The sequence below is a fragment of the Shewanella sp. H8 genome (genome assembly GCF_040285065.1).
Lineage (GTDB): Bacteria > Pseudomonadota > Gammaproteobacteria > Enterobacterales > Shewanellaceae > Shewanella > Shewanella polaris.
The window spans coordinates 2,822,977-2,849,381 of record NZ_CP157213.1 but is presented as its reverse complement, the minus strand read 5'-3'; the positions used below and the strand labels follow the sequence as shown (position 1 = coordinate 2,849,381).

At 41.1% G+C, this 26,405-nt stretch carries 25 protein-coding genes; 20 read left to right on the top strand and 5 right to left on the bottom strand.

Features of this window, described 5'->3' with window-relative positions; genetic code table 11:
- Positions 1–10: 10 nt before the first annotated feature.
- From ABIS04_RS12375 to ABIS04_RS12350, 6 genes are all read left to right on the top strand, one after another.
- Positions 11–217 (top strand): hypothetical protein, encoded by a 207-nt coding sequence (locus tag ABIS04_RS12375; RefSeq protein WP_137227455.1) that lies wholly within the window; start codon positions 11–13, stop codon positions 215–217.
- Positions 218–225: 8 nt separating this feature from the next.
- On the top strand, positions 226–1,161 hold the full coding sequence (locus tag ABIS04_RS12370; RefSeq protein WP_137226622.1) for a DMT family transporter: 936 nt from the start codon (positions 226–228) through the stop codon (positions 1,159–1,161).
- An 87-nt stretch (positions 1,162–1,248) separates the two neighbouring features.
- The gene (locus ABIS04_RS12365; protein ID WP_350431246.1) at positions 1,249–2,169 is read left to right on the top strand and encodes a M14 family metallocarboxypeptidase; all 921 of its coding nucleotides are present in this window, start codon (positions 1,249–1,251) and stop codon (positions 2,167–2,169) included.
- Between the two features lie 326 nt (positions 2,170–2,495).
- Positions 2,496–4,088 carry an ABC-F family ATPase gene (locus ABIS04_RS12360; RefSeq protein WP_137226624.1) on the top strand — a complete coding sequence of 531 codons (1,593 nt, stop codon included), beginning with the start codon at positions 2,496–2,498 and terminating at the stop codon, positions 4,086–4,088.
- Positions 4,089–4,247: 159 nt separating this feature from the next.
- A complete protein-coding gene (locus ABIS04_RS12355; RefSeq protein ID WP_350431245.1) occupies positions 4,248–4,619 on the top strand; it encodes a hypothetical protein in 372 nt (123 codons plus the stop codon).
- A 24-nt stretch (positions 4,620–4,643) separates the two neighbouring features.
- Positions 4,644–5,459: an alpha/beta hydrolase gene (locus ABIS04_RS12350; RefSeq protein ID WP_350431244.1), complete on the top strand. Its 816-nt coding sequence runs from the start codon at positions 4,644–4,646 to the stop codon at positions 5,457–5,459.
- A 6-nt stretch (positions 5,460–5,465) separates the two neighbouring features.
- On the opposite strand, the gene ABIS04_RS12345 is transcribed toward ABIS04_RS12350, so the two are convergent.
- Positions 5,466–6,035, bottom strand: coding sequence for a DUF1415 domain-containing protein (locus tag ABIS04_RS12345; RefSeq protein WP_350431243.1), 570 nt, complete (start codon positions 6,033–6,035; stop codon positions 5,466–5,468).
- 28 nt (positions 6,036–6,063) lie between these two features.
- The gene (locus tag ABIS04_RS12340; protein ID WP_137226628.1) at positions 6,064–6,669 is read right to left on the bottom strand and encodes a LysE family translocator; all 606 of its coding nucleotides are present in this window, start codon (positions 6,667–6,669) and stop codon (positions 6,064–6,066) included.
- A gap of 184 nt (positions 6,670–6,853) precedes the next feature.
- Between ABIS04_RS12340 and ABIS04_RS12335 the strand changes: the two genes are divergently transcribed.
- The gene (locus tag ABIS04_RS12335; RefSeq protein ID WP_140234566.1) at positions 6,854–7,414 is read left to right on the top strand and encodes a DUF4136 domain-containing protein; all 561 of its coding nucleotides are present in this window, start codon (positions 6,854–6,856) and stop codon (positions 7,412–7,414) included.
- Between the two features lie 61 nt (positions 7,415–7,475).
- On the opposite strand, the gene ABIS04_RS12330 is transcribed toward ABIS04_RS12335, so the two are convergent.
- Positions 7,476–8,297: a DUF2797 domain-containing protein gene (locus tag ABIS04_RS12330; RefSeq protein WP_140234565.1), complete on the bottom strand. Its 822-nt coding sequence runs from the start codon at positions 8,295–8,297 to the stop codon at positions 7,476–7,478.
- Positions 8,298–8,439: 142 nt separating this feature from the next.
- Positions 8,440–8,946: a glycine cleavage system protein R gene (locus ABIS04_RS12325; protein WP_137226631.1), complete on the bottom strand. Its 507-nt coding sequence runs from the start codon at positions 8,944–8,946 to the stop codon at positions 8,440–8,442.
- A gap of 284 nt (positions 8,947–9,230) precedes the next feature.
- On the opposite strand from ABIS04_RS12325, the gene ABIS04_RS12320 reads away from it, so the two are divergent.
- The 7 genes from ABIS04_RS12320 (at position 9,231) to ABIS04_RS12290 (ending at position 17,811) form a co-directional block, all read left to right on the top strand.
- A complete protein-coding gene (locus tag ABIS04_RS12320) occupies positions 9,231–11,486 on the top strand; it encodes an ABC transporter permease subunit (protein WP_137226632.1) in 2,256 nt (751 codons plus the stop codon).
- A gap of 58 nt (positions 11,487–11,544) precedes the next feature.
- Entirely contained in the window at positions 11,545–13,206 is a 1,662-nt protein-coding gene (gene pstA / locus ABIS04_RS12315) for a phosphate ABC transporter permease PstA (RefSeq protein WP_350431242.1), read from the top strand.
- Positions 13,207–13,234: 28 nt separating this feature from the next.
- Entirely contained in the window at positions 13,235–14,053 is an 819-nt protein-coding gene (pstB, locus tag ABIS04_RS12310; RefSeq protein ID WP_350431241.1) for a phosphate ABC transporter ATP-binding protein PstB, read from the top strand.
- Between the two features lie 49 nt (positions 14,054–14,102).
- Positions 14,103–14,807, top strand: a complete 705-nt coding sequence (gene phoU, locus ABIS04_RS12305) for a phosphate signaling complex protein PhoU (protein WP_137226635.1) — start codon at positions 14,103–14,105, stop codon at positions 14,805–14,807.
- A gap of 574 nt (positions 14,808–15,381) precedes the next feature.
- On the top strand, positions 15,382–16,527 hold the full coding sequence (locus ABIS04_RS12300; protein ID WP_140234563.1) for a putative sulfate/molybdate transporter: 1,146 nt from the start codon (positions 15,382–15,384) through the stop codon (positions 16,525–16,527).
- A gap of 162 nt (positions 16,528–16,689) precedes the next feature.
- On the top strand, positions 16,690–17,280 hold the full coding sequence (locus ABIS04_RS12295) for a DUF502 domain-containing protein (RefSeq protein ID WP_350431240.1): 591 nt from the start codon (positions 16,690–16,692) through the stop codon (positions 17,278–17,280).
- 174 nt (positions 17,281–17,454) lie between these two features.
- Positions 17,455–17,811: a YajD family HNH nuclease gene (locus ABIS04_RS12290; protein WP_140235598.1), complete on the top strand. Its 357-nt coding sequence runs from the start codon at positions 17,455–17,457 to the stop codon at positions 17,809–17,811.
- A 176-nt stretch (positions 17,812–17,987) separates the two neighbouring features.
- Here ABIS04_RS12290 and ABIS04_RS12285 read toward each other — a convergent pair whose 3' ends face one another.
- Positions 17,988–18,269 (bottom strand): DUF1289 domain-containing protein, encoded by a 282-nt coding sequence (locus ABIS04_RS12285; RefSeq protein ID WP_350431239.1) that lies wholly within the window; start codon positions 18,267–18,269, stop codon positions 17,988–17,990.
- A gap of 78 nt (positions 18,270–18,347) precedes the next feature.
- On the opposite strand from ABIS04_RS12285, the gene ABIS04_RS12280 reads away from it, so the two are divergent.
- The 6 genes from ABIS04_RS12280 to megL all read left to right on the top strand — a co-directional run bounded on the left by ABIS04_RS12280 (position 18,348) and on the right by megL (position 26,179).
- Complete coding sequence (locus tag ABIS04_RS12280; RefSeq protein ID WP_350431238.1) at positions 18,348–19,664, top strand: methyltransferase; 1,317 nt, start codon at positions 18,348–18,350, stop codon at positions 19,662–19,664.
- Between the two features lie 254 nt (positions 19,665–19,918).
- Entirely contained in the window at positions 19,919–20,968 is a 1,050-nt protein-coding gene (locus ABIS04_RS12275; protein WP_140235597.1) for a 3-oxoacyl-ACP synthase III, read from the top strand.
- Between the two features lie 46 nt (positions 20,969–21,014).
- A complete protein-coding gene (locus ABIS04_RS12270; RefSeq protein WP_137226640.1) occupies positions 21,015–21,890 on the top strand; it encodes an alpha/beta fold hydrolase in 876 nt (291 codons plus the stop codon).
- Between the two features lie 127 nt (positions 21,891–22,017).
- A complete protein-coding gene (oleC, locus tag ABIS04_RS12265; RefSeq protein WP_350431237.1) occupies positions 22,018–23,712 on the top strand; it encodes an olefin beta-lactone synthetase in 1,695 nt (564 codons plus the stop codon).
- 10 nt (positions 23,713–23,722) lie between these two features.
- Positions 23,723–24,772 (top strand): 2-alkyl-3-oxoalkanoate reductase, encoded by a 1,050-nt coding sequence (gene oleD, locus ABIS04_RS12260; RefSeq protein ID WP_350431236.1) that lies wholly within the window; start codon positions 23,723–23,725, stop codon positions 24,770–24,772.
- Positions 24,773–24,994: 222 nt separating this feature from the next.
- The gene (megL, locus tag ABIS04_RS12255) at positions 24,995–26,179 is read left to right on the top strand and encodes a methionine gamma-lyase (protein WP_350431235.1); all 1,185 of its coding nucleotides are present in this window, start codon (positions 24,995–24,997) and stop codon (positions 26,177–26,179) included.
- Positions 26,180–26,405 lie beyond the last annotated feature (226 nt).

Here is a 26,405-nt window from a genome sequence, read left to right as displayed (position 1 = left end):
TAAAAAAATGATGCTGTTTGTAGGGCTCCTTGGCGTCATTGTTATCTATGGCGGTTTTTTATATCTATTCTTTTCAGGTCGTTCGACGGCTGCTTTACCGTGGTTTTTACTGATTTCGCCTTGGATTTGTGTATTTTTTGGCTTGAGCCATGTACAGCAAGTCAGAGTGTTGCATTGGTTTTCAAGTAAATTCACCTTTAAAAAAAACGCTAAGTAGTCCCGTTTATGTCTGATCTATCAGCCTTTTTATCTCGATTTTCTATCGCTCTGTATACCTTGATAGCCTTGGTCGCATTTGCGGCCAACTCGGTGTTGTGCCGTATGGCATTATCAACCCAACAAATCACACCATTAATAGACCCGAGTAGTTTCACTGCCATCCGTTTAATAGCCGGTGCTTTAGTGTTGTGGTTGTTGATGTTATTGCGCACGACTAAAACTAACACCACAAATTTAACTAGCCGTGGCAGCCTATTTGCGGCGGGATTATTATTTACCTATGCTGTGACGTTTTCATACGCTTACGTGCTACTTGATACCGCCACTGGTGCGTTGATTTTGTTTGCAGCGGTACAAATTAGCATGATGTTAATCAGCTATTTTCAAGGTCATCGCTTAACGTTACTTGAATGGATTGGGGCATTATTGGCTTTTAGCGGATTTGCGTATTTGGTGTTGCCCGGTGTAAGCGCTCCTTCGATAACCGGATTAGTGTTAATGTCCATTAGCGGTTGTGCTTGGGGCGGATATACTTTGTTAGGCAAAAAGTCTGTTAATCCACTATTCGATACGGGTTATAATTTTATTCGCAGTATACCCTTGGTTGCGTTGATGATATTGGTTGTGTGGATACTGCCTCAATTAACCTCAACACCACAAACAACGGTATTGTCTGTCAAAGGTGTATGGTTAGCGGTTTTATCTGGTGCAATCGCCTCGGGTATTGGTTATGCGCTGTGGTATCAAGCCTTACGCGGGCTCACATCAACCCATGCGGCGGTTTTACAATTAACGGTCCCAGTGATTGCAGCTGTGGGCGGTATACTCTTTTTAGATGAAGTGATTAGCTTTCATCTTAGTGTATCGGCTGGGATTATTTTTGTTGGGATTGCATTGGTTATTTTTGCCAAAGCCCATCCAGTTAGTAAGCCGACCCAGTAACTAACAGATAGTTGAGCAATAAACATCATTTACAAGCAAATGACTGACAGATACATAACTCAATAAAATAAATGATTAAGAGGTTACATGAGCAATTCCACACCTTATCCAATTGGTACACCAGGTCAAAAATGGACCGATGCAGACAAAGCACAATGGTTAGCACAAGTTACCATCAAGCGCTCTTATCAAGATGAAGTTGTCAGTAAGTTAATCCCGCTTACCAGCCAATTTGACCAAGTTCAATATGGCGCGTTATCCCTTAATGCTGACAAGTACCCATTATTTGGCTTTACATCAAAACATTGGGACAACAATAAAAAAACGATTTTGATTACCGGTGGTGTACATGGCTATGAAACCAGTGGTGTTCATGGTGCTATTCAGTTTTTAGCCACTAAAGCACAGGATTATACTCAGTATTTTAATGTGGCCGTTGCACCTTGTGTTAGCCCTTGGGGTTACGAAACCATTAATCGATGGAATCCTAAAGCCATCGATCCTAATCGCTCTTTTTATGCCAATAGCCCCGCCGAAGAATCTGCCGCGCTGATGGCATTTGTCGCAAGTTTGGGGGCGGTATATGCCCACATTGATTTACATGAAACGACTGATACTGACGAATTAGAGTTTAGGCCTCTGCTATCTGCGCGTGATGGCGTTGAATACGATAAAGGCATCATTCCTGATGGTTTCTACTTAGTTGGCGACAGTGACAACCCAACCCCTGATTTTCAAAAAGCGGTGATTGATTCAGTGGCTAAAGTGACTCATATTGCGCCTGACGATAACGGACAATTAATTGAAGTACCGATAGAGCAATTTGGGGTAATTAACTATCCGGTTAAAAAACTCAGTTTATGTGCCGGTATTACTGTCAATCACTTTAACACCACTACTGAGGTCTATCCTGATAGCCCATTGGTGACAGCGCAACAATGTAATGATGCACAAGTGGCTGCCGTTACTGGTGGATTGGATTACATTGTTGATTATTTGAAGCTTTAACAAAGCTCAAATATGATAAAAAGCGATAAAGTCTAGAGGCTAGGGCGGACTTCGTCTTAACTTCTAGGCTGTTATGATTTAACCTTCATCAAAGTATGAAGGTTAGAGATATTGGTCCAGTTTAGGTTGATAAATAGACCAGAAATCCTTACAATGTCGCGCTTTATAACGACCCTTTCGGCAATGCCGTATGCCCGTTTTAATCTCATTAGTATTTTTTTAAGCATTTGTTTAAGTGCTGGCTTGAGTCATACATACGTTAACTCGAGTGAATAAACAATAATTTGATATGGGCTTTAACACACAACACGATTTGGAATTTCATTTTGATTACAACAGCTAACATCACGATGCAGTTTGGCGCTAAGCCACTGTTTGAAAATCTCTCAGTCAAATTTGGTGGCGGTAATCGCTACGGTTTAATTGGCGCGAATGGTTGTGGTAAATCCACCTTTATGAAAATCCTTGCCGGTGATTTAGAGCCATCAAGCGGTAACGTCTCATTAGATGTTAATGAACGTATGGGTAAATTAAACCAAGACCAGTTTGCATACGAAGCGTTTTCTGTCGTAGACACTGTGATCATGGGCCACCGCGAGTTGTGGAAGGTGAAGCAAGAGCGTGACCGTATTTATTCTTTACCTGAAATGAGTGAAGAAGACGGTATTAAAGTGTCAGAACTTGAGATGGAATTTGCTGAGATGGACGGATACACGTCAGAATCTCGTGCTGGTGACTTATTGTTAGGTGTCGGTATTGACATAGAGCAACACTTCGGACTGATGAGCGAAATTGCGCCGGGTTTTAAACTGCGGGTGTTATTGGCACAAGCATTATTCTCAGACCCAGATCTACTGTTACTCGACGAACCAACCAACAACTTGGACATCGATACTATTCGCTGGTTACAAGATATGTTGAATCAACGTAACAGTACCATGATTATTATTTCCCATGACCGTTACTTTTTAAATTCAGTATGTACACACATGGCTGACTTAGATTACGGTGAATTGCGTTTGTTCCCAGGTAACTATGACGAATACATGATGGCTGCACAGCAATCACGTGAACGTTTAATGAGTGACAACGCCAAGAAGAAAGCTCAAATTGCCGAGTTGCAAACCTTCGTCGCACGTTTCTCGGCTAACGCATCGAAAGCCAAACAAGCCACGTCACGCGCTAAGCAAATTGATAAAATTAAGCTAGATGATATTAAAGCATCAAGTCGTGTTAACCCGTTTATTCGTTTCGAACAAGAAAAGAAATTGTTCCGTAATGCACTCATCGTTGAAAACCTTGCTAAAGGTTACGACACGCCATTGTTTAGCAAGCTTAACCTAATGGTTGAAGTCGGTGAGCGCATTGCTATTTTGGGTCAGAACGGTGTGGGTAAAACCACCTTGTTACGTACATTAGTGCATGATATCCCACAAGACGAAGGAACCATTAATTGGTCTGAAAATGCCAATATAGGTTACTATGCTCAGGATCATGAAGCTGATTTTGCTAATGATATGACTTTATTCGAATGGATGAGTCAATGGCGCAAAGAAAATGACGATGACCAATCAGTACGCGGTATTTTAGGCCGTATGTTGTTTGGTTCTGACGACATTAAGAAGTCTGTTAAAGTATTATCTGGTGGTGAGAAAGGCCGTATGTATTTCGGTAAACTTATCATGCAAAAACCAAACATTTTATTACTCGACGAACCAACCAACCACATGGACATGGAATCGATTGAGTCATTAAACAACGCGTTAGAAAAATACGAAGGTACATTAATGTTCGTCTCGCACGACCGTGCATTCGTATCATCATTGGCCACCCGTATTCTTGAAGTTACCCCAACAGGGATTAATGACTTCAAAGGTACTTATGACGAATTTTTGGCAAGTAAAGGTATCGAAGCGTAATTCTTCTTTAACAATCAATAGCCGTTATAGTCAATACCAACGCATTAACACTATTAGCCCTGAACAAATGTTCGGGGCTTTTTGTTTTTATTTATTCAGCAAGACTCTATACTCTAGCGTTATAAATCAATGACATTATCCTGAACAGGCATCTATTTTATGAGCATTACCCTTGAACAAATCGCATCAACCTTGAATGAACTGCAATGTCGTACTAATTTTAATATAAAGAATGTTACCGAATACATGTTGCCTGAGTTAAAAGAACCTGTTTATTTGCATGTTGATGGTAAAACACCGTTATTGATTATCCGTCCAGCCTTTGAAATTTTTTCGACAGAATTAGTGACTATTGATGGTGTACGTGCAAAGTATGATTACTATCACAATGCTCAAATGACCCGATTCCCAACACGTAAAAACAAAGGCTTAAATGAAACGTTAACCCACTACGGTTTAGCATTTGAGTTTGATACTACAGATTCAATTAAATTATTCATTAATAGGTTGATTGAAATTGTAAAAGGATAAGCCAACTCATTAGGAGCTCCCACCATGACAGAGCAATTTAATATTAATCAGTTTAATTGTTCCATTAGCGGTAAAGGGCAATCCCTTATCTGGGCTCATGGATTAACCGGCAGTATTCAAAGTGAAGATGCGATTGGTTTATATGCTTGGCATCGATTCCCCAAAAAATTACAACTAATCCGCTATGACGCCATAGGTCATGGCTTATCTTCAGCGGGTAAGTGTGTCGAAGATTATTTATGGCCAGAAATGGCGAAAGATATGATAAGTGTCGCTACTCATTTTAACGCACCATCAGAGCTTATTTTAGGTGGTCAATCAATGGGGTGTGCCACTAGTTTGTATGCCGCATTAACATATCCACAAAAGGTCAAAGGATTGATTTTGATGACGCCACCAACAGCATGGAAAACTCGGGCAGAAAAAGTTGACGATTATCATAAAATGGCTAAAGCGGCACGAATATGGGGCGGTAAAGGTTTAGCTAAAATAAATGCTAAACATTTAGATAAAATGCTTCCAAGCTGGTTGGTTGATGCCCATCAACACAGTGTGCTCGGCATATTAGACGGATTGAAATTGATGACCCGTCACACGCTTGACCAACTATTTCGCGCTGCAGCAATGAATGATTTACCGAGCAAAAAGCAACTTGCGACCATTTCAATTCCAACGTTAATTCTAGCTTGGCAAGACGATGAAGCGCACCCCGTCGATACCGCAATAGAACTTAAAAAGGCATTACCTCATTCCACGCTACATATTGCTCATTCGATGGATGATGTTAATGATTGGCCACAGCTTATCAGTGATTTTTGTGTAGACTTACAATCAAACTAATAACCGTTATTTATCGCCTGTTACTTTTGATATATCTTTAGTGCAATGCTGCAATAACTGAACAAAAAAATCGCTGCCCTTACGTTCAGCAAAAGCAATGTTTCGCTCTGGAATGGATTCTGGGTCGGTATAGCTTGCTAATGCTATTTCCATGCTGACTTCGCGGATAATATGCAGGGTAGGATAGGGCGAACGATTGGTAAAATTAGCGGCACTGTCCTGTGGTTCGCCATCAAAACAATAGTCAGGATGAAAGGTGGCTAACTGGTACACTCCATCATAATCTTGTTCAGCTAATAACGCTGTCGCATCATCAACTAAATCTAGATAAGCATAAAAGCCTTCAAAACCGCGCGGTAAAATAAATAACGTAGTTTCTGTTTCAGGGTTATTATCTAGGTATTGACATTCTGCCAATAACGCCTTTAAAACAGCCTTTATTTTAGTGTCTTCAATGGCAACATAACGAATACTGGCACGTTCGACTTCTCGGCGGGCAAAAGGGCATATATTGTATTTCATAATGACATCTTTTACCCACATTTCAGTGTGGATAAGACATTCATGTTGTTCCATTAATTAGCCTTTAACCCTATTAAATTCATCAGCGTGCTGTAGGTGGCAACATCATTGGGATAATAGATGCCACTAATAATAAAGCCATTGTGACATTAAAAATACGCTGTTGACGATCATTTTTAAGTAGACGCTTTAATGCTACGCCAAACCCAAGCCAGACAATCGCGCAGGGGAATGCCACACATAAAAACACGCTTGCAATAGTGATCACTTGGCCGTTGAGTTCTTGTTGCACTGAGGTGAAAGTGGCAATAGCACCGACAGCCATAATCCACCCCTTTGGGTTTACCCATTGAAATGCAGCAGCTTGAATAAAGCTAAACGGTTTGCTGACTTGTTTGCCTTCCATTTTACTGCTGCTGTTAGCAATTAACCATGACAAATACAGCAAGTAAGTTATGCCGACTACTTTAATTACTGTGTGGATTATTGGGTAGGCTTTAAATATTGCGCTTAATCCAAGTCCTACCGCCAATATCATTGTCGGAAAGCCTAAGCTGATGCCTAGTAAGTGTGGAATACTGCGTTTTATGCCAAAATTCACACCAGAAGTCATTAACATGATGTTATTTGGGCCGGGGGTTATGCCGGCAGAAAATGCAAATAATGCTATTGCAAATACCAATTCCATGTTGTATTTAGTCCTGGTCTGATTAAAAATTGTTGGCATTTTAACGGTTAATGCTATGACAATCTAATATTAATTGTTCGCTAATTTATAATTAAACTAAAGATTGTTATCTCAAGTTGAACGGGGTAGCTTAAACATTATATCGATAAGGTTTAAAACAAACTAATAAATAGGAAATTCTTTTATGTTAAGAAACCTAAGTAAAATTATTTTTTTCCTTAGCATAGTGCTGTTAACTGCTTGTACAACAAATACAGTGAGTACAACACCCAATAACCGTATTACTATCGTGGCTAGTGGTGATTTATCTACATTATCAAAAACGTACGCTTGGCATGAAACCATGTTTGTTGTGCATACAGCCAATAAGATGGATGAAGACGTTTTACGCAAACAATTAATCAGTTCAGTCAATAAATTAATGGCTAACAAAGGCTATCAGTTAGTATCGATTAATGATTCGCCACAAATGATTGTTGGGTTTGGTATGGCACTCGAGTCAGAAATGAGTGATACAGAGATCCTCGCTAAAGTCGGGTTAGTGCCCGGTTTGTATACCCAAGATGTTAATGGTAATTATGAGAAGGGGTCCGTCTTGATCGCCTTTTTCAATCCTAGAGTTAACTTGCCATTTTGGCGTGTTTTAGCGCAAGGGTTTACCGAGCCAGATCGTATACTTGAAGAACGAGAAGCTCGATTTGATGCGCTGATTACAATGATGTTAAATGATATTCCACAAGCTTAAATACGGCTTTTGTACATAAAAAAGACGCTGTTTGCGTCTTTTTTATTCAACAATATTGATATTAATCGTGGTTGACTTCCACTTCATAAGAGCTAAATTTTCGGATATTAATTACGCCAGTATCAAAGATTAAATATTGCCCTTTAATACCTTGCAAGATACCTGTCACTTCAGCAATTTTATCAAAATTATGCGATTTCACTTTGACAGGAAATTGCGTAATAGGGTAGCTAATGGCTTGGATGTTTGCATCAAGACGTTCAATGACAATATCTTGATATTCAGCAGCGAGGGCTTGTAATTTATCTTCAATTAATGGGATAAGTTGGCCAGCTTGTTCGATGAGATCGATATCATCATTATTGCCTTTAAGCATGGCTTGCCAATGGGTTTTATCGTTAATAAATTTGGCTAATTCAATTTCGATTAAGCCCGACATTTTACGGGTCGACACTTTAAAAATAGGTAAACCTTGAGTTGCGCCTTGGTCTATCCAACGAGTTGGAATTTGGGTGTAGCGAGTAATACCCACTTTAATACCTGAAGTATTAGACAAATAGACATAGTGAGGAACAAAGCAATTTGACATGGCCCATTCTGGTTCACGGCAAGTACCTTGATCAAAGTGGCATGTTTCAGGTTTCATAATGCACAGGTCGCAACTGGCCAGTTTTGTCATGCATACGTAACAATGACCCTGAGAATAACTTTTTTTAGTTTTTTTACCGCAGTTGCTGCAAAAAATATTACCCGTGTGAACCATGGTTAATGACTTACCTATAAGCGGGTTAAGGGCTAAGCGCGCTTCACCTACAGGTAAATGATACTCCACCTCATGGTTATCATTGAGGTGGGTTTTCAGTTTTGATAGCGTTCCAAACATGGTCAATCCATTTTTATCATCATTATTTTGTGGCAGTTTAGCAGATGATGAAAACGGATTTTAGGCTTAATTTGGCTCCACCTTGGGTTAATGGTTAAGTAGATTGGTAAAACGTTGAATAATTCAGGTTTTTAAAATTAACTCAGGTTGGTTTATTGAGCTTATCTAATACAACATCATCACCCATTTCATAAAGTGATGCTGTAATTTTCTCTTCTTGATTAGGATCGGTTAAGCCCAAGGCCATGGTGGCTCTAAATAATGCAATACCGGTGTGACTAGCCGTTTCATATTGGCTACTAAACTGTTCAATATTGATACCTAGTTCATTCATTTTATTAGAAATATGTAACACAATTCCTGGGCGGTCATATGCAACTAAGTTGTAATGTAGATGCTTGATTGGCTTAGCACTTAAGCTAGTTTTTGCAAAAGTTAAGGTTAATCCGTCAATGCATTCTAAAGCATCAATTAATTGATCCCACTTAAGTGCAGGCACTTCTAACTGTAATATTGCTGCAAAAATACCGTCTATATGACGCATTTCTGAGTCTAACCAGTTGCCATTATGTCGACTAACAACATTAGCTATTTGTTCGACTAAACCTTTTCTATCAGGAGCTTGCAGAGTGATAAGGTAACGCATCATACGATATTTCTCCTATTAATATTGGCTGTAACACAACTGTCATCTTTGCGTCATATAATCGCAGCCACTTAAGATTGCGTAAATGCTTTACGCTTGTGTTACAAACATTTATTCAGATACTAGTTTTTTTACTTATGTTATTAACTTGTTTTTTTACTGAGTTTTTAGCTTAGTTAAATAAGTTATTTATATTAGTTATTTGGTCATAAATATTTATTGTTAGCACAGTAAACTACACAATCAAAGCGCTAATTATGGCATCGATTAATTATTAGAGGTTCTTAATGGAAAGTCAGGTAAATCAACCTGGTTCTGCTGAAAAAAGTCTACTTGTTGATAGACATGCAACTCGCAGAGCATTTAAGGATAAAGCAGCAGAGATTGGGGTAACCGTTGGCGGCACCTTAGTGTTTGTCACATTGTTATTAATATTTTTCTATTTGCTGTATGTCATCAAACCCATTTTTGATGGTGCACATATAGAGCCAGTTACCAGTATTAGTTATCAGCATGCTGATGCTAAAACGTTAATGGTTGGCAGTGACGAACAAAATGAAGTGTTATACCGAGTTACTGAATCGGGTTCGGTTGATTTTTACTCGTCGATTACAGGTCAGCTCATTTCATCTTTTACGCCTAAATTACCACAAGGCGCTACTGTTACTAGTAGTGCAAAATCTAGTCCTAGCGAGCAACGTTTTGCATTAGGACTCAGTAATGGCCAAGTCATTGTGGTGGGTATTGAGTTTGGTCTGACTTATCCTGACAACAAACGCGTGATTACCCCTTCTTTACGTTACCCCTTGGGCGAAGAGCCGTTAACCATTAACAGTGATGGTGCAGTATATAATCTGGTGTTTGATTATAGTGACGGCCGCATGAGTTTTGCTTATCAAGACAAAAACGGTGCGTGGAAGCTTAATCGCCAAGAAGGCGAAGAAAACATGATGACCGAAGAGGTTGAGTGGTCATCAGTTGAAGTGTTTATTAACGATGCACCTAATCATGTCATATCAGCAATCATGACCCCTGACCATCGTCAGCTAATTTTGAGTGCGAATAATAAACTGTTTATTTATAACACTCGCGATGCCGATTCTGTTGAGTTACTTCAGGTTGTCGATGTAAATAAAGCCGGCGCTAAAGTTAAGCAAGTTAATTTGCTTGCCGGAGCAAGCTCTATATTGGTGAGTTATGACAGCGGTATTGTGAGTCAGTACTTCCAAGTTAATAGCGAAAAAGGTCGTTTATATCAGCAGATTCGTGAGTTTGATGACCTTGCTCCTGTTAGTGTAATGGCGACAGAGTTTTATCGTAAAAGCTTTGCTGTGTTGAGTGCAGATGGCGAATTAACACTGCTTTATACAACCAGTGAACGTGAGTTATTCGACGAAAAATTTCAGTTAACTAACCCTGGTAAAATGGGCTTTAGCCCGCGTTCAAATGCCTTGGTGATTGAAGCCGATAACAAACTTAACCTTTTCTCTGTTGAAAATGATCATCCAGAAATATCGTGGAGCGCACTGTGGGAAAAAGTATGGTACGAAGGTTACCCTGAACCACAATATGTGTGGCAGTCCACTTCTGGTTCTGACGACTTTGAAGCCAAGTTGAGCTTAATGCCACTGGCATTTGGCACCATGAAAGCGGCATTTTACGCTATGCTATTTGCCGCGCCATTAGCGATAGCTGGTGCGATTTATACCGCTTACTTTATGACACCAAAAGTACGTAATGTAGTTAAGCCTACCATTGAAATCATGGAAGCATTACCGACAGTTATTTTGGGTTTCTTGGCTGGTTTATGGCTAGCGCCACTGATTGAAGATCATTTGCCCGGCATTGTGGTGTTGTTGATGTTATTGCCCACATCAATACTTGCCACCGCATTTGCTTGGAGTAAATTGCCAGAAAAATGGAAGCAGCGCTTACCAGAAACCTACCAAGAGCTAATGCTATTGCCGGTGATTATATTTATTGGTTGGTTCTCCTTTGAAATCAGCCCTGTGATTGAAGTGGCATTATTTGACGGCAATACTCGTCAATTTATTACCAATGATTTAGGTATCACATTCGACCAACGTAATGCGCTGGTTGTGGGTATTGCCATGGGCTTTGCGGTAATTCCAACCATATTCTCGATAGCTGAAGATGCGATTTTTTCTGTACCACGTCATTTATCAAACGGCAGTTTGGCACTGGGTGCAACAAACTGGCAAACCCTGACTAAGGTGGTATTACTTACCGCCAGCCCGGGTATTTTCTCAGCTATTATGATGGGCTTAGGTCGTGCAGTGGGTGAAACCATGATTGTGTTAATGGCAACCGGTAATACTGCAATCCTTGAGTGGAGTGTATTTGAAGGTATGCGTACCTTAGCGGCAAACATTGCCGTAGAAATGCCTGAGTCGGCCATTGGTAGTACGCATTATCGCGTATTGTTCTTAGCTGCCTTTGTATTGTTCGTGTTCACCTTCTTCTTTAATACCATTGCTGAAGTTGTTCGCCAACGTTTACGCGAACGTTATAGCTCACTGTAAGGAAAGATGATGACTCAATTAATGATTAATTCGCCAATCGCCTTGAGAGGTTTGTGCAATGGGTAAGTGGTTTAAATCAGGTTCACCGTGGATTTGGATGACCGGTGGTGCCGTTAGTATCAGTTTGATTGCCGTTTTAGGCTTATTACTGTTAATCGCTTGGCGTGGCTTGAGTTACTTTTGGCCTGCTGATATTTATGAATGGCAACTTGAAGACAACAATGGGGTTAAAAGCATTCTAATTGGTGAGATATACGACCGTGAAGAAGTGCCTACAGAGCGTTTAATTTCAGCCGGTCATAAATTTGCCAAACATCCTGGTGAGTTTGTTACTCGTTACTTGGTAAAAACCGGTAACCGTGAGTTTGTTGGTTTAGATTTCCGTTGGATTTTAGGAACCGATATCGTTAGCCGTTCAACCCCTGCTGATGTTGCTAAACTTGAACGGACTAAAAACGGTAATTTTTATGGTTATCCTGTTGCGGTAATTGAAGACGGTAAACGTTTAGAGTTAACCAGTGAAGCTGACATAGAAGCGTCTTTGTTCGACCATATCGACCGCGCAGTGGCTATTTCTGATCAAGCCTTGGCGTTGCAAAAAAGCGATATTGGTTCGATCAATTATCAAATGGAACGTTTACGTTTGAAAGAACGTGGTTATGAGCTTGATGGTGAATTAACTGCTGAGCGTAAAGCGGATATCAAGGCGCAAATCGAACAGCTTAACCAAGACTACCTAGTGCTTGAAAAAGACTTGTTTGCCCTGCGAGATAAAGCGGCGCGTGATTCTGTGGTGATTAAAGACATGCGCGGTGTTGAAGTCACCTTGCAACTGGACTCAATTTTAGACGTAAGTTATGTCAATCACATGAGTTTGCTAGGTAAAGTGGGTCACTGGTTTGTGGGAATAGGTCGCTTTGTTAGTGATGACCCGCGTGAAGCCAATACTGAAGGTGGTGTTTTCCCCGCTATTTTTGGTACGGTATTTATGGTGATGCTCATGGCTGTTATCGTGACGCCATTTGGGGTTATTGCTGCTATTTACTTGCACGAATATGCCAAGAAAGGCCCTATTACTAAGCTTATCCGTATTGCGGTAATTAACTTAGCGGGCGTTCCGTCAATTGTTTATGGTGTGTTTGGTTTAGGTTTCTTTGTATACATGATGGGCGGCTCAATTGATCAATTGTTCTTCCCTGAGGCGTTACCAGCACCGACATTTGGCTCTCCTGGGGTAATTTGGTCAGCATTAACCTTAGCCATTTTAACCTTGCCAGTGGTGATTGTATCAACAGAAGAAGGCTTAAGCCGAATTCCGAGTGCAGTTCGTCAAGGCAGCTTGGCATTAGGCGCGACTAAAGCCGAGACCTTATGGCGCATTGTGATCCCAATGGCAAGCCCAGCAATTATGACTGGTTTGATTTTAGCCGTGGCACGTGCCGCCGGTGAAGTGGCGCCGTTGATGTTAGTGGGTGTAGTAAAATTAGCCCCAACATTACCGATTGATATGAACTTCCCGTTTGTGCATTTAGAACGTAAGTTCATGCACTTAGGTTTCCATATTTACGATGTAGGCTTCCAAAGCCCTAACGTAGAAGCAGCACGCCCATTAGTGTATGCAACTTCGTTCTTATTAGTATCTGTAATTGTTGCTCTTAATTTAACCGCTATCAGCGTGCGCAACCATTTACGTGAAAAATTCCGTTCGCTAGAACATTAATTAGCGATATCCTGAGGAAAGATAAAAAATGATTTCAATTGATAGTTCAGCAATGCAAACAGAAGCCGTTGATTTAGTTAACTTACCGGCACAGGATACCGCACTTGAGATCCGTAATCTTGATTTACGTTACGGTGACAAACAAGCGTTATTTGATGTGTCGATGAAGATCCCTAAAAAACAAGTCACGGCATTTATCGGCCCTAGTGGTTGTGGTAAATCAACGCTGTTACGCTGTATTAACCGCATGAATGATTTGGTTGATAGTTGTAAAATTGAAGGTAAAATATTGCTTCATGGGCAGAACATTTATGACAAGAAAGTTGATGTAGCTGCATTACGTCGTAACGTAGGCATGGTGTTTCAGCGTCCTAACCCGTTCCCTAAGTCAATTTACGAAAACGTGGTGTATGGTTTACGTTTGCAAGGGTTAAGTAACCGCCGTGAATTAGATGAAGCGGCAGAGCGTTCATTACGTGGCGCCGCTATTTGGGACGAAGTGAAAGACCGTTTACATGATAATGCCTTTGGATTATCGGGTGGTCAGCAACAGCGTTTGGTTATTGCCCGTGCCATTGCCATTGAGCCGGAAGTCTTATTACTTGATGAACCAACGTCAGCTCTGGACCCTATCTCAACCTTAACTATTGAAGAATTGATTACTGAATTAAAGCAGCAATATACCGTAGTGATTGTGACGCATAATATGCAACAAGCGGCACGAGTGTCGGATCAAACAGCCTTTATGTACATGGGTGAATTGGTTGAATATGCTGATACCAATACCATTTTTACTACCCCTAAAAAGCGTAAAACCGAAGATTATATTACCGGAAGATACGGTTAATCTTTACTAGAAACGCTTTTAATTAACATACAAAATTTAGGTGGGTATCATGGAAAAAATGAATTTAAGTAAACACATATCAGGGCAGTTTAATGCTGAGCTTGATGATATTCGTAATCGCGTATTAGCCATGGGCGGTTTAGTTGAGCGTCAACTCGAACAGGCATTGGATGCGCTAGCATCACTTGATACAGAATTAGCACAACAAGTGATTGAAGGCGATCATAAAGTGAATGGCATGGAAGTGGCTATTGACGAAGAATGCACTCGTATCATTGCTAAACGTCAACCTGCTGCCAGTGATTTACGCTTGATCCTTGCCATTTCGAAAACCATTACCGATCTTGAACGTATTGGTGATGCTTGTGTGCGCATTGCCAAAGCTGCGGTAGAAAAGCGTGCTAACAGCCAACAGCCTTTATTGGTGAGTATTGAAAACATGGGGCGTCACGCGACGCGTATGTTGCACTCAACCTTAGATGCATTAGCACGTATGGATGCTGACCAAGCATTTGAGTTGCATAAACAAGATGCAAAATTAGATAAAGAATATGAAGGTATAATCCGTCAGTTAATGACCCATATGATGGAAGATCCTCGCTCAATTCCAGGTGTGTTAGACGTATTATGGGCTGCGCGTGCGGTTGAGCGAGTCGGAGACCGTTGTAAGAATATTTGTGAGTACGTGATTTACTATGTGAAAGGCAAAGACGTTCGTCATATTTCTTACGAAGAAATGGAAAAAGAACTGTAAGAATTTGAGTTACCAGACTTGAATGTAGATTTTTTAAATTAACAGTTGTTTTAAGCTTCGATAAAGCCCCATTGATAGGGGCTTTTATATGCTTGTTGAGCATGTTCTTCTGGAATTATATAACTAAGGTCGGGATAATAAACGGTTATCAAACAGTCTTTTGTATCGCTAACAGTATTGCATTGACTTGCAATAGGCTAGCTATTGACGCATCGATGCGCTTTGTTGAAAAACAAATGACAAGTTTGATAAGAAACAGGCCGAATATTGTCATTTTTCCTTGCATATCCCTCCTCTTAACCTGAGTTGAGGTTAACTATATCAATAATCTAATCTTCCTCATCGGTTAATCATATTCAGTAGAAAGCGATTATAAAAAGGACTATTTAGCTAACGATTATCTAGCTAGTGATTATGTGGACATAATGACCATTCTGACAACATGTCATGGTTCATATTGTCGCAATTATTTTGTTTAACTCACGTTTAGGCATCTTTATTTAGAGGTGTGTCGCATTTTTAATGTGGCACCGTATTTGCTTTATCTTAGTATCCATTCCTTACGGCAAGATATATGAGATGTGAAATCAATCGTTTAGACAACGTAAATAAGATTTCAGGTGAGTTCAGTGGCGCATTTGCTGATTTAGGCACCTTCCTTCCTTTAGTTTTAGGCTTAATAGCCCTTAATCAATTCTCTCCCCAAGGGATATTTTTAGGCTTTGGTTTTTTTGCCTTATTTACTGCGTTTTATTATCGACGCCCCATTCCGATACAGCCTATGAAGGTGATCAGTGCGTTAGTCATTGCAGAAGGAATGTCTCCTGGAATGTTACAAGCATCCGCCATGTTAATGGGCCTTATTCTACTTGTTTTAGCCTATAGCGGCATTATTCAATGGATGGCTAAGCTGTTATCACCGGCGATCAGTATCGGTATCCAGCTAGCAATTGGGCTCCAGCTGATATGGTTAGGTGGCGTCATGATGAGCGAAACATGGTTGGTCGGCATACTTGCTTTTGGTTTTCTGTTCGCTAGTCGTTTTATGCCAATGCAATATTTGGTTATGCCGTTAGTGATTATCCTTGGGATCGGTTGGCAATTAACAAGTGGGACTATGCCTAGCTTTAACTTTACCCAAACCAGTGTTTGGCAGTTGGGTTGGCCGAGTATCGATGAATGGGGGTCTGCTGCCATTTTATTGGTGCTACCACAGTTAGCGTTGACATTGACCAATGCGGTGATTGCGATTTCTGCGATGGCGAAAGATAAGTTTCCTGAAGACAGTGAAAATTTTGAACCGCAACAATTTGCTAAAAGCTCTGGTTGGGCTAATTTGCTGTTATCACCTTTTGGGGCTGCTGCAATGTGCCATGGGGCTGGAGGGTTAGCGGTACAATATCACTTTGGCGCTCGAACCTGGTTAGCGCCGACTATTTTTGGCAGTACATGCGTCCTCATTGCTATCTTTTGGGGGCAAGGTATTGCCAGTGCATTGTCATTAATTCCTTTAGCTGTATTAGGTAGTTTACTCGCTATTGCGGGAACCCAATTAGCTTGGTCGAAACGATTCATTGATGGTAACCCGTTTTGTATCTTGGTTATTTTTTCAACGGCCATAACGTGCTTATGGATTAATACCGCTGCTGGCTTGGCTGTCGGTGTTGTATTGGAGTTAGGTCGTCATCAATGGTTGAATGTTGCTAGCTCAAAAAGATAATAGCGCACCTGTGTTGTAATATTTTGATCTGATGGGGGCTTTTTTATATGGACCGGTTGACTGAACAATAATTCCCCAATAAGCCAGTTGGTATATTTGAAGTGACTAATCAGCAAACTGTGGTAACATTTTTGCCCTGTTCTTTCTTCTTTTGTGTACTTAATGAAAAATACCCTTGCTCGTGGTTTAACTAATTTATTGCCTATGGTGCTGTCTATTTGGCTGTTCTGGTCACTGTTTATCTCCCTTGATGGCTTAGGTAAATTATTGCTCGATATTGTGGGGCTAGAACCGGTATTTGTCGGGGCAGGTTTTTGTTTGGTGGCGAGTTTAGTGTTTATCGCCGGCTTATTATTTTCTGTTAGCCCTATTGCATGGGTGTATGGTTGGATTGAAAACCAACTAATGAAGTTTCCGTTGTTTAAGTCTGTGTATGGCAGTATTCGAGATATCGCCAGTTTAATGAATCGTGACGGCCAACCTAAAACTCAAAAAACGGTGTTAGTTAAACAAGCCAACGGTAGTTATGTTGTAGGCTTTATTATGAGTGAGATAGCACCACAGCCACTCGCAGATGCATTGCCTGAAGGTGAATGGGTACCGGTATTATTTCAACTTAGTTATCAAATAGCCGGAGTGACTAGTTTGGTTAAGCGTGAAGACTTAATCAGTGTTGATTGGTCATTTGAAGATGCAATGCGCTTTAACTTAACCGCTGGAATATCAAACAATAAAGAAACTAAAATCGGTTAAGAGCAAGTTCAAGCGATAACTATCGATAACGGTGAATGTTGCGCTTGCCATTATTTTGCCATTGTTGATTTGCGCCAGTAGCAGAATAGTTGTTAAATAAGATCTAGCAAACAATTGCCCCAAGCGATAACAGTGATTATCCTTGGGATAGTTTTTTTTATGAGTGATAAATCAATGTCAACCAACGAAAGTAAATTAGATAAAGTATTAGCAGAGGCCAGAGACTACAAGGCCAGTCGCGAAAAAGGATATCGTGAGCAAGCGCTTAAACTATATCCTTGGGTTTGTGGTCGCTGTACTCGTGAATTCACCCATAAAAACTTGTCTGAGTTAACAGTGCATCATCGTGACCATAACCACGATAACAATCCGTCAGATGGGACCAACTGGGAGTTATTGTGTCTGTATTGTCACGACAATGAACATTCACGTTTTGAAGAGCTTATTCGTTACGGTAGCACCAAAGAAGCCAAACAAGACGCTGCTACGTTTAATCCATTTGCCGATTTAAAAGCAATGATGAAAAAGTAAAACGAGAAAATCTAGAAGCTTTGCGAAGAGATGTTATGCAAGCAAGGTCATAAACCAATAATTGATTCGTTGTCGTAATGTTTCTGAGAGCCTGTAAATAATTTTTGGGGCTGCTGTTTGCTTTACCCATTTTATATAAGCGCCGTACATTGGCTTGACACTGTTCGCCTTAGGTTTTATTGCTTGACGTTAACAGTTTCGCTCGTTAACGCGTTTTCTAGTTTATCAGCGTCCTCACCTAAACGTTTTTCAGCTTCAAGCCATTTTGCACGAGACAAGGTTTGGTTGTTACTATCACCCAAAAACTGTTGTTTTCTGTGTGCTAAACTATCGCAAATTTGCTGTTTTTGCTCATGACTTGTTTGTGACCAAGTCACTATCTCGTCGATATGACGAAAACAACCCATGCAATAATCGTCTTCATTTAAGCCGCAGCGGGCGACACAAGGTGAGTGCATGGTTTACAATTCCAGTTTGGGTATCAATAAAGCGCATCCTATCATTTCAATCAGCTAAGGTTAACCATAAGCAACAATATGCCAGCAACCGATTATCAACTTAGCTTTAATACAGTCGACTCACTTCTTAATACTTTTAAACCTTTATGGCAGCTAGTTGCGTTTGAGTGTGAACACTTACCTTGGCAGCAAAAATTTCCACATTTAGCTCAAAAAGTGTGGCAGCTTGATGATGCAGAAATAGATAGCCTAGATATGGACCAGCTGCAGCTGGTCGAGACGTTATTACCAAGCTTGATTTGCGACATAAAAAAGCACTTGCACCCACAGGCAGAGGAGTTAATGAGTCAATTAAGCTTGTTAGCCATCACTTTGCCTACACACTCGATTAACCCTGAGTCTATTGAACAAACTCCTGACAGAAGCCAGAAAAATAACAATGATAAAACTAAGGAATTAACCCATTTTAGCGCGCATATTAAAGGTCGAAAATGGCAACAAATTGTCGCGTTTGCACATAAAGTCGATCCACAAAATCAACCTAATCTAACCTTGTTACCCATATTAGAATGGTGTGCCGGTAAAGGGCATTTAGGGCGTTTAATTGCTAAAACACAGCGTGTTGATGTGATCAGTCTTGAGTGGCAAGCCCGTTTATGTGAACAAGGTCAAGGGTTTGCTACGCAGTGGCAATTACCGCAAACCTTTATATGTGCTGATGCTTTTATGCCACTAGATCCTGAAAAGCCTCTGTTATTAACGCAGCAGCATGCTATTTCATTACATGCCTGTGGCGATTTACATGTGCGGTTGCTTAATCTTGCTGTATCGGCAAAGACTCAGGCTATTTCTATATCACCTTGCTGTTATCATTTAATTCAACAATCACATTATCAACCATTATCGATCGCAGCAAAGGCCAGTGAATTAAGTTTGTCGCGCCATGATTTGCAGTTGCCGTTACAGCAAAGTATTATTGCCACCCCCAAACAGCAAAAATTTCGTAATCAACAAGTGTCATGGCGTTTAGGTTTTGATAGCCTGCAGCGGAATGTTCGAGGGATAAATGCCTATTTACCGGTACCGACGGTTAAACAAAGTCAGCTTAACGGCAGTTTTACTGAATTTTGCCAATGGGCTGCAGATCAAAAAGAATTAGTATTACCTAGCGATATCGATTTTACTGATTACTCTCAACGCGGATTTGAGCGACAACGGCTCACTAAGCGTATTGATTTAGTGGCTCATCTATTTCGCCGTGCATTAGAGTACTGGTTATTACTTGATCGGGTGTGTTTTTTACAAGAACAGGGGTATCAAGTTGCATTGACTGAATTTTGTGCAAACAGTGTTACCCCTAGGAATGCGATGATCCAAGCAATTAAAACAAACTAATAGTAACCTTTATCACAAAAGTGTAAATTAAGCCTTTGTTTAAACTGGCTTACTTGGCTTAAAACTGTGAAAATTAACCAACGAGTTAATCAAGCATTAAAATCTAACCACAAAAAATCATCCAAATTACCGCATTAGCTTGCCGTTTTTGATTGAATAATTAAGCCATTCTTGTTCAAATGGCGGGTTAATAACGAATAACAACCAATCTAGTGGCTTTGGGCATGCTAGAGCGAAGCGAATTATACGGTTTAATGAAATATTCACGCGTCTTTATCAATAGTCTGGCTTATGAGCTAGCACCACAAATAGTGTCGAGTAGCGATTTAGAGTCACGCTTAGCACCCTTATATCAAAAGTTTCGTATTCCAATGGGGCAACTTGCCGCATTAACGGGTATTACTGAGCGCCGCTGGTGGCCAAAAGGTCACCGTTTGTCAGATGGCGCTATTGCCGCTGCGCAAAAGGCTGTTAATGAAACAGGTATCAATGTCAGTGACTTGGGAGCATTGGTTTACACTGGTGTGTGCCGAGATCAACATGAACCTGCAACGGCTTGTCGAATAGCTGCGGAACTTGGGGTGTCAAAAGACACCGCGATTTACGATATCAGTAACGCTTGCTTAGGAGTGTTGTCGGGTATTTTGGATATAGCCAATCGTATCGAGCTTGGGCAAATTAAAGCCGGTATGGTGGTGTCATGTGAATCTGCACGAGACATCGTTGATGCCACCATAGAGCATATGTTAGCCGAACCGACGATGCAAAACTTCGCACAATCTTTAGCAACATTGACTGGCGGTTCTGGCGCGGTTGCCGTTATTCTAACTGATGGCAGTTTACCGCTTAAAACCGAACGTCAACATCAACTGTTAGGTGCCAGTCATTTGTCTGCCCCTGAGCACTACCAATTGTGTCAATGGGGTTTACAAGAAGCAGGACACTTATTGTATCGTGAGTTTATGCGTACAGATGCGGTAACCCTGCTTAAAGAAGGTGTTGAGCTTGCCAAAGACACTTGGGGACATTTTTTAGAGCAACGCAATTGGGTCGTCGAACAAGTTGATAAAGTGATTTGTCATCAAGTGGGCGCATCAAACCGCCGACAAGTGTTAAACGCATTAAATATACCTCACGAAAAAGAATTTCCAACTTACCAAAAGCTAGGCAACATGGGCACAGTGTCTTTACCTGTTACCGCCGCTATCGCACACGATGAAGGTTTTTTACGTGTTGGCGATCAAGTCAGCTTTTTAGGAATAGGCAGTGGCTTAAACTGCATGATGTTAGGAATTAAGTGGTAACACTGAGTGTTGTGTTTCATTATAAAAATAGTTAACAGGATGCATCATGTTAGACAACTTACTGCCATTTGAAAGTCACTATTTAGACCGTAACGGCAATAAACTGCACTACATTAACGAAGGCCAAGGCGAGCCAGTGGTTATGGTGCACGGTAATCCTAGCTGGAGTTACTATTATCGTAACTTAGTTAGCGCGTTGAGTGACCAGCATCAGTGTATTGTGCCAGACCATATTGGTTGTGGCTTATCAGACAAGCCCGATGATCCGCAATACGATTACACCTTAAAGAATCGTATTGATGACTTAGAAGCCTTACTTGACAGTTTAGGGGTAACACAAAACATTACTCTGGTTGTACATGATTGGGGTGGAATGATTGGAATGGGCTTTGCGGCTCGTCATCCTGAGCGTATCAAACGCCTAGTTTGTTTAAACACAGCAGCGTTTCATTTGCCTAACACTAAGCCGTTTCCTTGGGCATTGTGGATTTGCCGCGAAACCTTACTGGGTTCGTTATTAGTCCGTGGTTTAAATGCATTTTCATCAGCGGCATCGTATGTTGGTGTAAAACGCAAACCCATGTCTAAAGAAGTACGTGAAGCTTATGTCGCGCCGTTTAATTCGTGGAAAAACCGTATTTCAACATTACGATTTGTACAAGATATTCCACTTAAGCCTGGCGATAGGAACTATGATTTAGTGACTAGCATTGGCGATAGCTTAAGCGAGTTTGCTGATGTACCAACCTTGATTTGTTTTGGTTTACAAGATTTTGTATTCGATAAATATTTTTTAGAAGAATGGCGAAAGCGAATGCCTCATGCAACTGTGCACGAGTTTGCTGATTGCGGTCATTACATTCTTGAAGATGCAAGTGACGAAGTGATTGGCTTAATTAAAGACTTTATCGCAAAAAACTAATCACATCCTAAAAGGCTCATTTGAGCCTTTTAGCTATTTAATCGTTTAAAATTATCTATATATTGGCGTGTCTTTTGTTGTTAGCCAGCATATATGCGTTACTCACATTAGCCAAAAATGAAGCCACATGACTCAAACCACTATACTTGCTAATGCCAATATCTGTCAGCACCTTAAAACGGCCGCGCAAACAATGTCTGCTGGGCTTGCAGTTGCTGTACAACACGCTAAGCAAGGCCAATTTAATTATCAAGAAATCGATTTTGTTACCTTACACCAGCAATCGGACATGATTGCTAAAGGGCTTATTCAGTACGGTATTAAACGCGGCATGAAAGCCGTTTTAATGGTGACGCCAAGCATTGAGTTTTTCACGTTAACGTTTGCCTTATTCAAAGCCGGTATCATCCCAATTCTAGTTGACCCAGGTATGGGCGTTAACAACCTTAAACAGTGTTTTGAAGAATCGCAGCCAGATGCGTTTATCGGCATCCCTAAAGCGCACATTGCTAGGCGCATTTTAGGCTGGGGCAAAGGTAGTGTTAAGCAGGTGATTAATGTGGGTGGCTCAGCCATTCAACGCTGGTTAACAAATGCTACCAGTTTAGAAACCATCTCCGAAATTGGGCGTAGTGTTACCCATCCTTTTGAAATGGTATTGCTAAAGCCTGATGATATGGCAGCCATTTTGTTTACCAGTGGTAGTACCGGCACTCCCAAAGGTGTGGTGTACAGTCATGCAATGTTTGAAGCACAAATTAGCGCCCTTAAACACGATTACGGCATTGCACCTGGGGAGCGCGATTTAGCGACTTTTCCGCTGTTTTCATTATTTGGCCCAGCACTTGGCATGGCGTCTATTGTGCCAGACATGGATGCCAGTAAACCCATTACCGCCAATCCAGCCCATTTGTTTGCTGCTATTGAGCAATATCAATGCAGTAACATGTTTGTTAACCCAGCCTTGTTAGAGCGATTAGGCCAAGCAGGGGAGCAAAGCCAACATAAACTCACCAGCATTAAACGAGTAATATCAGCTGGTGCTCCGGCAACCATTAGCTCTATTAAGCGCTTTAGCAAAATGCTCAATCCACAGGTTGAAGTGCTTAACTCTTATGGGGCGACAGAATCGCTGCCCATCAGCATGATTGGCAGCCATGCATTGTTTGCGACCAGCGAACTGACAGATCAAGGTAAAGGGATTTGTGTCGGCAAACCGATATCGTCGGTGAGCGTTGATATAGTTGCCATTACTAACACAGCCCAATCTAATTGGGCTGAAGTCAAAAAACTTGCCGTTAACGAAATTGGTGAAATTGTGGTGGGCGGACCTATGGTCAGCCAAGCCTATTATCAGCGTGAACAAGCCACTCAATTAGCTAAAATTAACGACGGTGAACACGTTAAGCACCGCATGGGTGACGTGGGATATTTAGACGATAATGGCTTATTGTGGATGTGTGGTCGTAAAGGCCATATTGTAGATGCCACACGCGGTCAGCAAAGGTTAAAGCGTTTTTATACATTACCTTGTGAGCGCGTATTCAATACCCATCCACAAGTTAAGCGTTCGGCCATTGTTGGTGTTAATCTTGGTGATAATACTGTGCCCGTATTGTGCATTGAATTACAAAAAGACATCGTATGCTCAACCTCTAAAGCACTGTATCAAGAGTTATTAACCTTGGCTGAGCAATATCCACATACCGACGGAATAGGACGCTTTTTAATTCATCCTGAATTTCCGGTCGATGTGCGTCATAACGCAAAAATATTCAGAGAAAAACTTGCTGTCTGGGCACAAAAACAGTGGAAAGAATAAGGTCATCATCATGAATCTGACAGATTTACATCCACTTGAGCAATCTGCGCTTAGGCAATTGGCATTGTCGGTCAACAAAGTGTTTGTTACCGGAGCTGGCGGCTTTTTAGGATTGGCTGTCTGTCAGCGCTTATTAACGGCTGGTATTCAGGTGGTGGGTTATGCCCGTAGCGACTACCCAAGACTCGTTGAACTGGGCGTCGATATGCGTCAAGGCGATATCAGTGACTATGATAGTGTTAAACAAGCCATGCATGGGTGCGATCTGATATTTCATGTGGCATCAAAGGCAGGTGTGTGGGGTAACAAGCAAAGTTATTACTCGCCTAATGTTGATGGTGCAGACAATATTATCAATGCTTGTAAAGAACTTAATATTCAAAATCTTATTTATACCAGTACTCCAAGTGTCACCTTTGCCGGACAGGACGAAAACGGTATTAATGAGTCAGCACCTTATGCAAAAACATACCTCAATTATTACGGTGAATCTAAAGCCATAGCCGAGCAACTCGTCCTTACGGCTAACTCCGCTAAACTTCGAACAACAGCCTTACGGCCACATTTAATTTGGGGACCAAACGATCCTCATCTTGTGCCAAGAGTGATTGAACGGGCTAGAGCAGGGCGGTTAAAGCTTGTTGGGAATGAAGACAAACTGGTTGATACCATTTATGTCGATAACGCTGCCTATGCCCATATTTTAGCCGCGTTAGATTTAGTGACTAATGCTAAGTGTGCAGGTAAAGCGTATTTTTTAAGTAACGATCAACCCATTACCATGGCTGATATGCTTAATCGTATTCTCGCGTGTGTTGATTTACCGCCAGTGACCAAGCGTGTGCCAGCAAGTGTTGCTTATACTGCAGGCGTAGTGCTTGAAACCGTATATGGCTTATTGAATAAATCGCAAGAACCCATCATCACTCGTTTTGTCGCAAGGCAGCTATCAACTAGCCATTACTTTGATATCAGCGCAGCTAAACAAGACTTAGGTTACCAACCGCTGCTTAACATTGACCAAGGCATGCAAAAATTAAAGATATCACTCACAACTTAATTGTTAGGCACCTCCATTTTAATTGCGTCAACAGCATACAAAAAATGAATGGTCTAAACGACATGAAAAGCCGTTTGTAACATTGTTCTTACATCACTTCCGTTGGTTATTTTTAGTAATCACTTGGTTATATTTTATTCCACTGTATCTTAAATTCTGACCACCACGACAATAACCCCAAAGAGGGTAACAACTCATAACTAGGTGGCGCAGGGAGAAGCAATGCAAGATAACAAACAGGGTAAATGGAACTTAGCCACATTAGCCATTCATGGCGGACATCAACGCGAAGCCTTTGGCTCACTCACCACACCTTTGTATCAAACTGCCACATTTGTTTTCGATAGTGCCGAACAAGGCGGAGCTCGCTTTGCCGGAGAAGAACCAGGCTATATCTATACTCGTTTAGGCAACCCGACAACCGCAGAACTTGAGCGAAAAATGGCGCTATTAGAAGGCGCCGAAGACGCTGCAGCAACCGCATCAGGTATGGCTGCAGTATCAAGTGCATTATTAACTCACTTGCACGCAGGCGATCACTTAATCGCATCTAAAGCGGTTTATGGTTGCACCTTCGCATTAATGACTACTCAACTAACGCGTTTAGGCATCACAACAACCTTGGTCGATTTTACTGATATCGCGGCAATAGAAGCAGCCATCAAGTCAAATACCAAAGTGCTGTTTTGCGAAACGCCGGTAAATCCACATTTACAAGTATTCGACCTTACCGCCATGGCCAATGTCGCTAAAGCGTATAACCTAGTATCTATTGTCGATAACACCTTTATGACACCGCTATTGCAACAACCGCTAGCGTTGGGTATCGATATGGTGATCCACAGTGCTACCAAGTATTTAAACGGCCATGGTGATGTAATCGCGGGTATTGTGTGCGGCAATGCAGAGCACATGCACAGATTAAAATACGAAATATTAAAAGACTTCGGTGGCGTGATATCTCCGCACGATGCATGGTTAATTTTACGCGGTTTAAAAACGTTAGATGTACGGTTAACTCGTCATTGCGACAACGCAGAGGTGTTAGCCGAGTATTTAGATAAAAACGCTAAATTTAGCCAAGTGTTTTACCCTGGTTTAGCACACCACCAAGGTCATCGTTTCATCGGTAAGCAAATGAAACGTGCGGGTGGGGTTATTGCATTTGAATTGAAGGGCGATAAACAAGATGCGATAAACTTCGTCAATCGACTCAAGCTATTCACCATAGCAGTAAGTTTGGGGGATGCAGAATCGCTGATCCAACACCCAGCATCCATGACCCACTCACCTTACACACCAGAAGCTCGATTAGCCGCAGGCATTACTGACAACTTACTTCGTATTTCTGTTGGGTTAGAGAATGTAGAGGATCTGATTGCAGATATAGAGCAAGCCTTAGAATAAATACGGTAGCTAATGAAAAATTTGTTGATAGCAAATTTAAATGTAAATATTTTAATAACGGTCAATGTAATCGTAAAAAGGCTATGAACCATAATAAAGACTGATAATACTTACCTATAGGTTATCTCAGCAACGCTTTTTCGAAGTAATGTTACGAGTATTATAGGTATAAAAAACAACGCATTTTGCGTTGTTTTTCATTGTTAACAAACTTGTTTGGCTACTA

Bases quoted from the DNA above. Each gene is read 5' to 3' on its own strand.
- ABIS04_RS12375 (WP_137227455.1), top strand. From the start codon at position 11: ATGCTGTTTGTAGGGCTCCTTGGCGTCATTGTTATCTATGGCGGTTTT.
- ABIS04_RS12370 (WP_137226622.1), top strand. From the start codon at position 226: ATGTCTGATCTATCAGCCTTTTTATCTCGATTTTCTATCGCTCTGTAT.
- ABIS04_RS12365 (WP_350431246.1), top strand. From the start codon at position 1,249: ATGAGCAATTCCACACCTTATCCAATTGGTACACCAGGTCAAAAATGG.
- ABIS04_RS12355 (WP_350431245.1), top strand. From the start codon at position 4,248: ATGAGCATTACCCTTGAACAAATCGCATCAACCTTGAATGAACTGCAA.
- ABIS04_RS12350 (WP_350431244.1), top strand. From the start codon at position 4,644: ATGACAGAGCAATTTAATATTAATCAGTTTAATTGTTCCATTAGCGGT.
- ABIS04_RS12345 (WP_350431243.1), bottom strand. From the start codon at position 6,035: ATGGAACAACATGAATGTCTTATCCACACTGAAATGTGGGTAAAAGAT.
- ABIS04_RS12340 (WP_137226628.1), bottom strand. From the start codon at position 6,669: ATGGAATTGGTATTTGCAATAGCATTATTTGCATTTTCTGCCGGCATA.
- ABIS04_RS12335 (WP_140234566.1), top strand. From the start codon at position 6,854: ATGTTAAGAAACCTAAGTAAAATTATTTTTTTCCTTAGCATAGTGCTG.
- ABIS04_RS12330 (WP_140234565.1), bottom strand. From the start codon at position 8,297: ATGTTTGGAACGCTATCAAAACTGAAAACCCACCTCAATGATAACCAT.
- ABIS04_RS12325 (WP_137226631.1), bottom strand. From the start codon at position 8,946: ATGATGCGTTACCTTATCACTCTGCAAGCTCCTGATAGAAAAGGTTTA.
- ABIS04_RS12320 (WP_137226632.1), top strand. From the start codon at position 9,231: ATGGAAAGTCAGGTAAATCAACCTGGTTCTGCTGAAAAAAGTCTACTT.
- pstA (WP_350431242.1), top strand. From the start codon at position 11,545: ATGGGTAAGTGGTTTAAATCAGGTTCACCGTGGATTTGGATGACCGGT.
- pstB (WP_350431241.1), top strand. From the start codon at position 13,235: ATGATTTCAATTGATAGTTCAGCAATGCAAACAGAAGCCGTTGATTTA.
- phoU (WP_137226635.1), top strand. From the start codon at position 14,103: ATGGAAAAAATGAATTTAAGTAAACACATATCAGGGCAGTTTAATGCT.
- ABIS04_RS12300 (WP_140234563.1), top strand. From the start codon at position 15,382: ATGAGATGTGAAATCAATCGTTTAGACAACGTAAATAAGATTTCAGGT.
- ABIS04_RS12295 (WP_350431240.1), top strand. From the start codon at position 16,690: ATGAAAAATACCCTTGCTCGTGGTTTAACTAATTTATTGCCTATGGTG.
- ABIS04_RS12290 (WP_140235598.1), top strand. From the start codon at position 17,455: ATGTCAACCAACGAAAGTAAATTAGATAAAGTATTAGCAGAGGCCAGA.
- ABIS04_RS12285 (WP_350431239.1), bottom strand. From the start codon at position 18,269: ATGCACTCACCTTGTGTCGCCCGCTGCGGCTTAAATGAAGACGATTAT.
- ABIS04_RS12280 (WP_350431238.1), top strand. From the start codon at position 18,348: ATGCCAGCAACCGATTATCAACTTAGCTTTAATACAGTCGACTCACTT.
- ABIS04_RS12275 (WP_140235597.1), top strand. From the start codon at position 19,919: ATGAAATATTCACGCGTCTTTATCAATAGTCTGGCTTATGAGCTAGCA.
- ABIS04_RS12270 (WP_137226640.1), top strand. From the start codon at position 21,015: ATGTTAGACAACTTACTGCCATTTGAAAGTCACTATTTAGACCGTAAC.
- oleC (WP_350431237.1), top strand. From the start codon at position 22,018: ATGACTCAAACCACTATACTTGCTAATGCCAATATCTGTCAGCACCTT.
- oleD (WP_350431236.1), top strand. From the start codon at position 23,723: ATGAATCTGACAGATTTACATCCACTTGAGCAATCTGCGCTTAGGCAA.
- megL (WP_350431235.1), top strand. From the start codon at position 24,995: ATGCAAGATAACAAACAGGGTAAATGGAACTTAGCCACATTAGCCATT.